Origin of the sequence: Vibrio ichthyoenteri ATCC 700023 (assembly GCF_000222605.1) — a bacterium.
Classification (GTDB): domain Bacteria; phylum Pseudomonadota; class Gammaproteobacteria; order Enterobacterales; family Vibrionaceae; genus Vibrio; species Vibrio ichthyoenteri.
The window spans coordinates 1-10,266 of sequence record NZ_AFWF01000246.1 but is presented as its reverse complement, the minus strand read 5'-3'; the positions used below and the strand labels follow the sequence as shown (position 1 = coordinate 10,266).

The following is a 10,266-nucleotide window of genomic DNA, read 5'->3' as shown; positions in this document are numbered from 1 at the left end:
GTCAGACAAATCATTACGTTGCTCGCCCTGCGCTTGTACAAACACTCGGTAGCTTCGACCATTCAATGCAAAATCATTGACATAAGATGAGGCAAGATGAGTGGCCATCGCATCGTTGATTGCCCCCAATGTCACTCCCATTTGACGAGCTTGCTCGCGATCAATGTTGACATGATAGTGAGGCACATTAGCTCGGTAAGTGGTCATCGCATTAGTGATTTCAGGCGCTTGATTAGCCGCAGCCATCAGCGCATAAGTCATATCAGCTAACTCTTGCGCACTGCGACCTGCGGTGTCTTGCACCATGAATTCCAGTGCATCACCCACCCCGATACCTGGGATCGGGGGGAGGCCCATCGCAATACTCTTCGCTTTATCAATCGCATAAAGCTGTTGATTCAATCGCTGAGCTACCGCGGCTTGAGTATGATCCCCTTCCATTGCAAGGCGCTCATCCCAGTCCTTTAGATTCACGAACATGGTTGCGGAATTTGATGCCAATCCCCCACTCAGCGCATTAAAACCTATTGCACCGGCAAAGTTTTCAATCGCAGGATCATTGTTGAGAATCTCTTCAGCTTGGTTGATCAGCGCTTGGGTTCGCTCTTTTGACGCATTATCTGGTAAGAACATCGCCAGAACTAATACCCCTTTATCTTCAGCAGGGACAAAAGCCGTTGGCAGTTTTTCATTCATGCCCACCACAGCAGCAATCGCGACCGCGAAAGTAACGAGCAATACCGCCGCTTTACGGACCATTAATGACACCGCTTTGCCATAGGCGTTGGTCAACTTGTCAAATCCATGATTGAAAACAACAAACCACTTGGCAGGCGTCGGGTTACGCTTCATCACCAAGGCACACAATGCGGGTGACAGGGTCAGTGCGTTGATGGCCGATAAAATAAGAGCAATACAGATGGTAATCGAGAACTGTGCAAACATGAGCCCAGTGATACCCGGAAGCATCGCAACAGGGATGAACACTGCCAGCATGACCAAAGTAGAGGCGACAATCGGCCCGGTGACTTCCTTCATGGCTTGAATAGTGGCGTCTTTCGCTGTCCATTCGGGGTTCTCGTTAAGGATACGCTCAACGTTCTCTACCACTAAAATCGCGTTATCCACCACGATACCAATGGCCAAAATCAGACCAAATAACGTCACCGTATTGATACTAAAACCACCTAACTGCATGAACGCAAAGGTGCCCACTAACGAAACCGGGATCGCCACAACAGGAGCTAATGTTGCTCGTACATTACCTAAGAATATGTAAGTCACGGCAATAACCAGCAACACCGCTATCACCAAAGTTTCGACAATACTTCGGATAGAAGCTTCAACCGATTGTGTGGTGTCATACGGAATCGCATAAGTCATATCCGCAGGCATAATCGCTTCGATATCACTCAGAATGCTCTTAACAACAGCACCGGTTTCTAGTGCGTTGGCATCTGGGTTGGCTTGCATAGCCACAAGAGCGGCTTCACCACCATTGTAGGTCGCGTACGCATCATAGAACTGACTACCAATTTCTAGGTTAGCCACATCACCAAGGTATACGTGATTGCCATCCGGTAAGGTTTTTACAATGATTTGCTCAAACTCTTGAGCGGAGCTCAACCGCCCCTCAGTGATCAAGTTGAACTGCAATGCACTGTTCTCACGGCTTGGGCCTTGACCAATTCGGCCTGCGGGAACGACCGCATTTTGCTCACGAATCGCATTCTTAACTTCAATGGTACTGACACCCAGCGATGCCATTCGGTCAATATCCAACCACACTCGCATGCCGTAAGTTGCACCAATCAAATCACTGGTTGCAAGCCCAGGTACACGCGCAATACGTTCCATGAAGTTAGCTTCAACCCAACTGTTCAGCTCTAACTCACTCATCTCTCCTGCAGGAGAATAGAAAGCGATAGCCAACAAATCATCGGGCGCGGCTTTGCGGATGCGAATACCACGAGCTCGAACTTCAAAAGGCAGCATATTTTCAGCCACCGCCACGCGGTTGGAAACATTCACCATCGCCATGTCGGAATCGATACCGTTTTCAAACGTAATGTTTAAGAAATAGCGTCCATCATTAGTCGAACGTGATTGCATGTAGACCATGCCATCAACTCCGTTGACCTCTTCTTCAATCGGGTTGCCGATAACTTCCTTCACCGTTTCAGCACTTGCTCCCGGCATAAAAGCCACAACACGAACTTGAGGAGGCGTCACACTTGGGTATTCAGCAACTGGCATGGTTTTGATGGCGATAACACCAATCAATGTCAAAAATATGGATATAACGAACGCAAACTTAGGGCGTTCGATAAAGAATTTACTCAACATAACAATTACTCCGCAGCAACCACTGGTGCACCCTCACGAATCCGTTGAAGTGCGCCAACAATGACAGGTTCATTGGCATCCAAACCAGCGGAAACAAAGACGTTTTGTCCAATTCGGTCCATCACTTCAACATTGCGACGAGTTGCAGTCCCATCTTCGATTGTCATGACATATTGAGAGTGATTGTCTTGGTGTACGGCAGCGTGTGGGATTTTTACACCAATCAATGGTTGGTCAGGGCTTAAGCCAACCCGCACATATTGATTAGGGGTATAACGTGCGTCGTCATTGGCAAATTCCGCCGCGATAGAGATCGTACCGCTATTTGGATTGATCTTGTTGTCGACAAAGCTGATTCGACCTTGAGTCGGCATGATCTCTTGGGCGATTTCTAAGCTCACGATTGCTGAGCTTTCCGCTGTCAGTTGATGGTGAATCAACTCGTCTTCTTTCAACGAAAACGAAGCCTCTATTGGGCTTATCTGAATCAAGTCTGTTAAAGGCCCAAAATTTGGCCCTACCATATCGCCAATCGAGAACTGGCTCTTGCCTAATTTGCCACTGTAGGGAGCTTTAACCTGAGTTTGGTCGAGGTTGTCTTGTTGAACCAACACATTCGCCTTAGCAGACTCCACTCTAGATTTCGCCATAGTGAGTTCAGCTTGGCTCAAATCAAGCTGTGCTTGGGATACACCACCCGTCTTGAGCATGTTGGTTGTACGCTCATGGTTGAGTGTTGCTAAAGCAAGCGCCGCTTTTGCTTCTCTCAAGGTTGCCTGAGCAGAATCGTAAGCCGCTTGATAGGAAGTCGGATCAATCTCAAACAGAACGTCGCCCTTTTCTACTATTGCGCCATCTTCAAAGTGCTTAATTAAAAGAAATCCAGTCGTTCTAGGAGTGAGCTTCGCTGATTCAATTGCCTGCATACGACCGACATAAAACTGGGTCGGGGTATGCTGATACATTTGCGCTTCAGTGATGGTCACTGGTGTGGCTGCTGGTGCAGCTTGCGCCACATTTTTTGAATCTACATCGGTTCCACAGCCCACTAAGGTCGCTGCCACGACGAGGGTTAAATATGTTTTTTTCATTGTCGTTATCTCTTACTGTTTCATTTGGTCGCTGGCACTCTATGTGCGGCTCGCCAATGAATTCACTGCTTTAAGGTCACCTTCCGTCAGTTCCCCACCAAGGTATTTAAGCTTCAACGCCGACAAGATGAAGTCGATCTGAGCTTCCGAAAGCTGTTGTTTGGATTGGTAGACTTGCTGTGTGGCATTGAGGACATCAACAATGGTCCGTGAGCCAAGCTCAAAACCTTGTTCTGTGGCAATCAAGGCCGCTTCGGCTGATTTCACTGCTTGTTCGTAAGCCACTTTTGCCGTTTTAAGTGCAGCCAGGTCTTTTTGGGTACTGCGGATGTCACGGGTGACTTGACGCCAAGTTTGCTCCTGAAGCTGCAGCGACTGTTGGTACTGAACACTCGCCTCTTCCACTTTGCTGCTCGTGGTACCACCGCGATAAACAGGCAGAGTCATCGCCACACCGGCAAAAAGTGTGGTGTTGTCATCAAGATCAGTCCAACCCTGTCCAACCCCACCCATTGGGGTCGTTTGAGACTTTGAAGCAAACGCGTAGCGATATTCTGCAACCAAGCCCAAGCTCGGCATGTGCCCGGCTTCGGCTAGTTGAATCTGTTGCTTGGATAGCCCAACGAGTTGTTGTTGAATTAACATTTGAGGGCTGAATGTTCGAGCTTGCTCTTCCCAATTAAGCGCCTGACTTGCGCTCGGGATCACCAGTTCCAGTTCTGCCAAGTTAAGAGGACTCACGTGGTCATAGCTTTTGCCTGTTAACTCATACAAACCGTCCAAGGCTTTTTCCACATCATTCTGAGCAAAGATCACCGACGTCGTGGCAAGATCAAACTGAGCCTGAGCTTCCTTCACATCATTTTCAGGCACCAATCCATTGCTGTAGCGATGCTTGATTTGAGTCAGTTGTTCCTCAATCGCGTGCAAATTAGCGTCTGCTTGCTTCAAAGCTTCTTGTGCTTTCAGCGTATCGAGATACCTTTGTGCGACACTCAATTGCAAACTTTCTAATGCCACTTGATAGCTAATATTGGAAAACTCTTGCTGCTGAGTTAAAAGTTGCGCCGATTGATTAAGCTCTTGATTGTAGAGGTTTTGCCCTGCACGAACACCGAACGAGGCACCTTGACTGTCTATCTCTGTCAAGGTCGTATAATCTTTTCGCATCGCACCATATTGAATGTCCGCATCAACTTGAGGGCGATATAAACCGGATAACTGATCGCGCTGATGTCCTGTACGTTCAATCTCATACGCTGCGGATTTTAAGGCTGGATTATTCTCAATAGAGTCTTGATATAAACTGCTTAAATCCACACTCCCTGCCATCACATTGACACTCAGCACACTCATCCCTATGCCAAGCGTAATTCTATTGATGCTTTTCATCGTAAATGCCTACGTTGTAAAAGTAAGGGAGCCAAATTTAAAAGGTTGACGAAAGGTTGAGGTCGTTTAGCAAGCCATGAATAACTCATGCTAAAGAGCAGTAGCAGCGTTAGAAAATATAGGTACATAGGTTTCACCTGATTATTTAGAAATCGAAGGTGCACATCCTTGCGCTCAGACAGTCGTAAATACGATTGTCCATCACCATCCTGGTCGAGAATAGCGCTACCATACCAAGCAAAAACCAATCAAAAAATATCATTATGATGGTAAAAACCAATCATTACTATTTTGGTCAAATACATCAAATCTCTTATTTTTGAACGAATTTCCCCATCATATGTGATTTTTGGCAATTTTCTGCTGCTGCTAGGATGCGCTCTATTACAGAGGAGGCGCATATGACCAGACACACCTTTCTAGCACTTTTTTTTATCGGGTTACTCATGTTGTCGCCCATGATATTTGCTCAGATCTTGTTGAACTTTACCGCCCTCCCCAACGAAAGTTTCGAGCCAGACTCCACCTCCATCACACATATATACGATTTGTTGCTGGTGAGCAGGTAACCCTTTCCTTTGTTCCAAACAATAGCCATCGAGATCAACCATGAAACGATATCCACTACGCACCTTTGTCACCTCATCTTTGCTCCTACCTCTTTATGCCGGAGCAACACATTTTGACGACAACTTACTCAAAGATTGGGGAGAGATTCGCCCAACCGCACAAGAATACGGTTTGAACTTCGATGTTGAGTACACCAACGTTCTTCAGTCTGCAGTTTCTGGAGCGCCTAAGGATGATCTCAACCAATCGCATCGGCTGGATTTGATTGCCAGCTTAGATCTCGACGCTTTGGGGTTATGGTCAGGGGGGAAGCTGCACTCTCAGATGGTGGCGAGAGGTGGTGATGCCAATGACTTTGGTTTTCTCAATTTATCCGCCCCAAATTCTAGCCAATTTGGGGACGATGACTCTCTGTTTTTCTCTTCACTCTACTACTCTCATCAGTTCTCAAGCGGAAGCAGTGTATTAGTGGGTAAAATCGATGCCTTTGAGCTTCTACGTCACGCTCCCTTCTACGGCGGAGCGACAAGACACGGATTCTTAAACCTTGCGTTCTCTGCTCCGCCAAGCGGAGTTACGCCTCCCTCTTTTGTCGGAGCCATTGCCAACCACACCATCAACAACACAAGATTTACCGCCATGGTGTATGACCCGAGAGACCGATACACAGACAGCCTAAGCATGAACGGACTGTTTGATGATGGGGTGAACTTAAGCCTTTCTGCGACTTATAACACGCAGCTTTTTGAGCGCAGCTCTGCGATTACGGCGGCTTATACCTACAGTACCGAAGAAGGCATCGATTATCGCACTCTCGATCCTGAACATGGGTTTATCGACAACGCGAAATACAAATACAATGCCCGACTGCAGTTTTCCCACAACCTAGTGGAAGATCCGCAAGATACTAGCCAAGCTTGGGGGCTTTACCTGAGAGGTTCGATTGCAGATGGCAACCCCAATATTCTGAATGCGACATTTGCAGGTGGATTGGGTGGTCAGGCACTGTTTTTTAACCGACCAATGGATAGTTGGGGACTCGGTTACTACCACTACAACTACTCCAATGAACTGCAAGACACCATTGCCAACCTGCCATTAGGAACGGAACTGAATAATGAGCAAGGCGCAGAAGTCTACTATGCATATCAAGCAACACCGTGGCTAACATTGACTGCCGATTTGCAATACGTTGAACCCGCGGTTAGCACCCAGAATTCAGCATGGATAGCAGGCATTAGGACCAATATTCGATTTTAAAAACACCCCCCAAAAAATAGGTTTGGGGAACAAGCGGCAGAATACACGTCATGATGTCGGTAGTGACATAGTGAATTTGGCCACTTGGGTAGATAAGGAAAAATAAGTCAAATATTGCTTTGCTGAGGAGCGTGCAAAATCAGTTTAAACAAGGAAATGGGCACTTTCATGTTTGAAAGTGCCCACTGTAACGGTTCTTGACAAAAATTAGTGGAAGATAGGGTCTAAAGCTAAGCCGTGGCAATGGTCAATGTATGGGCATCAAAAAGTTTACACTTACCCTATTTATTCGCACGTGTATTCAATTTTTCTGCGATCGAAAATGCTCAGCAAGAAAATCAATAAATGCGCGAATACGCTTTGGCTGGTAATCACTGTCCTTAAAGACCATATACATTGGTAGCTTGAATGATTCGTATTGCGTTAAAACCTGCGTTAATACCCCTTGATGAAGCTCATCTTCAATCATCCATTTGGGCATAGCCGCAATACCTAGCCCCAACTTAGCCATTTGTACTAACATCTCGGGGCTATCACAACGAAATTGCTCTTTTACTTTGGCTTTAATGACTACTTGATTATCCATAAATCGCCACAAATTTGAAGGCGTAGACAAGCTATAGCACAGGCATTTATGCCACTGAAGATCTTGGGCGGTCGCTATAGGAGGGTGACTTGTTAAGTAAGCTGGTGAGGCGAAATAGACAAGTTCATTATCCATAATCCACTTCGCTTTTAATCCTGAGTCTTTAAGGTATGAAGCGCGAATAGCAATATCGATATCGCTTTCAACTAAATCAGCTAATTTGTCAGACACCGATAGATCAACGCTCAGATCTGGGTGCAATCTCATAAAGGCATTCAACGGCTCGGCCAATAATCGAACGCTAAACGCACTGGGAACAGATAAGGTTAAGGTGCCGAAGACTTCAGCTTGCTGTTGCCTTAATTGCGATTCAAACACGCTCATCTCTTCTATTAGCTTTAACGCTAAACCCAAATATTGCTCGCCACTCGTTGTCAGGCTAACCGCACGCGCATGGCGATGAAACAATGTAATACCTACATCTTGCTCCAACCATTGGATCTTTTTACTGACCGCACTTTGAGTGGTATTCAATTCTTTGGCAGCGGCGGTAAACGAACCTAATGCTGCAACACGGGTAAAGACTTTTAAACAGGTAAACTTGTCCATGACATTCCTATTTGGAATGGTAATAAGGTGAATATTAGTATGTTTAGCAAGCTATAGGAATGGTTTAATAGGCCTATCGTTTACTTAAGGAGCTCAAGCCATGTTGTTTATACAAGGGTTATTAATCGCCTTTTTCCTATTTGCCAGTTTTGTTAAAACGGTTGGCATGCCGAAGAAAATATTTACCCTTCAACTCGAGTTTTTCCACAATTATGGCCTTAACCGCATCGCCATGTTTTTGGTGGGAATAATCGAAGCGATAGGCGCTATCACCATGTTACTTGGGATATCAATGGCAAATCCAAAACTTAGCGCAATCGGCGCGAGTCTAACGGCATTTACCTCAATTGGTGCAATATTCTTTCATTTGCGATTTGATACATGGAAGGATGCGGTGCCATCACTGGTGACGTTAACCCTGTCACTGATGGTGACGTTAGCTATGGTTCCACTCTGTTGATAATCTCATTCGCGTTAATTCTATGGCTAAAAGCTCTCCCGACAGCTATGTAGACATCACGCGCCAAGCTCTTTTAATAAGCTTCTCAACAGCTACTCGAAATAAAATGTACTAAAAAAGCCTTCAACACAGGTTGAAGGCTTGAATCGTTACAATAATTTATTGTCGTGGTCACCTATATGACGAGCTCAACTCGAACCATTAAATGACTCACTCTACTCATTCAATGATCGTCGCAATACCTTGCCCCATACCAATACACATGGTTGCTAGCCCATATCGACCACCACGTTGTGCTAGCGCTTGGCTACAAAGCTGAAGATCACTTGCCTAAATAACTAGACGTTGATGAAATGTTCAATATCGGTGACAACTAAAAAGCGAGAACGATCATGGAGCAATCTGGGATGGCTTTGAATTGGGTCGTACGCTTTAAGTTAATCCTAGTCAGTTAAAGCGCTGAAACCAGACATGGATGTTTGGTTCCCGCCTATGTTCATCCGCAAGTGCTTCGTTTATTTAAAAGGATGAATCGAAAGCAAGTGCCTCCTTGCTGTAATAAGAAAAGCAATGCGGTGGTTAACTGGCGATTTTTCAACCTAACAAGAAGAGTGACAGAAATTAGTTTGCATTGCTCTGCTTAATCTAAACGAGCCATTTCCTGCTGCACTGCATATTAAGAGAGCTGGCACCAGCTTGGATAGAAGCTTTGTGTTCAAATGGCTTGCGCTAAATCATGCCTTTTACGAATGATTCCTAAATTGAGAATGAGTAGAACTAATAAATGAACAACGACTAAAAGTAATCTGAAGAGAGTCATTCCAAAGCGTTCTGCTAAAGAATCGTAATTGGTAGAAATTATTTTTTTGAATTTGATTGTGAGTATTAGAAAATAAAATATTCAGCTTGGTGGAATTGTTTTACTTACCAGAATCTAACTTCCTGCAAAGAAGCATTCGGCAAGTGATTGAAGCAGGAGGAGAAAATTTGGAGCGTACTGCGGGAATCGAACCCGCATCATCAGCTTGGAAGGCTGAGGTAATAGCCATTATACGAAGTACGCACACTGTGTTTCGAAGACCTAGTTAATATGCCACAGATAATTGAAAATGAAAGCTATTTTTATTCAAACGACGCTTGTTTGCTTGGTATTTATACACATTGCACTATAAAAGTACAAAAACGCACTCATTGGATGCTCCGTTATCCCTCTACTGGCTGAAACGATCCGCTGCCCTGCTCTATTTTTTGCATCACTACCTGATCTTTACCCTTCATTTTTGCTTGATACATCAAACCATCGGCCTCAGACAACGAGATGCTTTCGCAACTATCAGTGTAGTAGGCACACCCCAAGCTAATAGTGACTGCCTGACCATCATCAAATAACTTGAGTTGACGTACCGACTCACACAACTGCTCTGCAAACACAATGGCTTCGTCCGCGGTAATATTACGGCACACAGCGGCAAATTCTTCACCACCTATCCTGCCAATCAAATACGGAGTTTGGGAGACCTGCTTGACTGCTTTCCCTACCTGTTGAATCACGATATCCCCAACTTGGTGACCATAAGTATCATTAATTGCTTTGAAGTCATCAATATCAAACAGCAACACGGTAACGGGCCCGCTATGTGCCACCGTTTTACTAAATTCTTGATAAAAATGCCGGCGATTACTTAAACCTGTCAGTTGGTCCGTCTCTGATAACAATTTGAGTTCGGAGTTTGCCTTTTCTAGCTGACGCGTTTTTGCTTTTACTGCCATTCTCAGCACGATGAGGTAACTAACGATCGCGATAACCACGAGAATGATGATAAGAGGCATGATCTGCTCCAGCTAGACTGGACACTTCATTAAGCGACATTTTGATTTTCAAAGTTAACTGGGCTTAAATACCCAAGAGCACTGTGCCTTCTTGTTCTATTATAATCAACCTCAATATATTT

The 10,266-nt window shown here is 45.2% G+C and carries 8 protein-coding genes, 1 tRNA gene and 1 pseudogene; 2 read left to right on the top strand and 8 right to left on the bottom strand.

Annotated elements, in window-relative coordinates:
* The 3 genes from RH85_RS16870 to RH85_RS16860 all read right to left on the bottom strand — a co-directional run.
* A partial coding sequence (locus RH85_RS16870; RefSeq protein WP_006713917.1) for an efflux RND transporter permease subunit occupies positions 1-2,346 on the bottom strand: 2,346 nt, incomplete at its 3' end.
* Positions 2,347-2,351: 5 nt separating this feature from the next.
* Positions 2,352-3,437 carry an efflux RND transporter periplasmic adaptor subunit gene (locus RH85_RS16865; RefSeq protein ID WP_006713916.1) on the bottom strand — a complete coding sequence of 362 codons (1,086 nt, stop codon included), beginning with the start codon at positions 3,435-3,437 and terminating at the stop codon, positions 2,352-2,354.
* Positions 3,438-3,476: 39 nt separating this feature from the next.
* The gene (locus RH85_RS16860) at positions 3,477-4,829 is read right to left on the bottom strand and encodes a TolC family outer membrane protein (protein WP_006713915.1); all 1,353 of its coding nucleotides are present in this window, start codon (positions 4,827-4,829) and stop codon (positions 3,477-3,479) included.
* A gap of 609 nt (positions 4,830-5,438) precedes the next feature.
* On the opposite strand from RH85_RS16860, the gene RH85_RS16855 reads away from it, so the two are divergent.
* Complete coding sequence (locus RH85_RS16855; RefSeq protein WP_006713913.1) at positions 5,439-6,659, top strand: carbohydrate porin; 1,221 nt, start codon at positions 5,439-5,441, stop codon at positions 6,657-6,659.
* Positions 6,660-6,960: 301 nt separating this feature from the next.
* Here the strand turns inward: RH85_RS16855 and RH85_RS16850 are convergent, their stop codons facing one another.
* Positions 6,961-7,854 carry a LysR family transcriptional regulator gene (locus tag RH85_RS16850; RefSeq protein ID WP_006713912.1) on the bottom strand — a complete coding sequence of 298 codons (894 nt, stop codon included), beginning with the start codon at positions 7,852-7,854 and terminating at the stop codon, positions 6,961-6,963.
* A gap of 100 nt (positions 7,855-7,954) precedes the next feature.
* Between RH85_RS16850 and RH85_RS16845 the strand changes: the two genes are divergently transcribed.
* Positions 7,955-8,314, top strand: coding sequence for a DoxX family protein (locus RH85_RS16845; protein WP_006713911.1), 360 nt, complete (start codon positions 7,955-7,957; stop codon positions 8,312-8,314).
* Between the two features lie 219 nt (positions 8,315-8,533).
* Here RH85_RS16845 and RH85_RS23635 read toward each other — a convergent pair.
* The 4 genes and pseudogenes from RH85_RS23635 to RH85_RS22805 form a co-directional block, all read right to left on the bottom strand.
* Positions 8,534-8,608 (bottom strand): annotated as a pseudogene (locus RH85_RS23635) (3-ketoacyl-CoA thiolase); the annotation flags it as partial.
* A gap of 694 nt (positions 8,609-9,302) precedes the next feature.
* A tRNA-Gly gene (locus RH85_RS16840) sits at positions 9,303-9,377 on the bottom strand.
* Positions 9,378-9,517: 140 nt separating this feature from the next.
* On the bottom strand, positions 9,518-10,144 hold the full coding sequence (locus RH85_RS16835; protein ID WP_006713910.1) for a GGDEF domain-containing protein: 627 nt from the start codon (positions 10,142-10,144) through the stop codon (positions 9,518-9,520).
* Between the two features lie 29 nt (positions 10,145-10,173).
* The coding region (locus RH85_RS22805; protein ID WP_138956491.1) for an IS3 family transposase at positions 10,174-10,266 on the bottom strand (93 nt) is incomplete at its 5' end.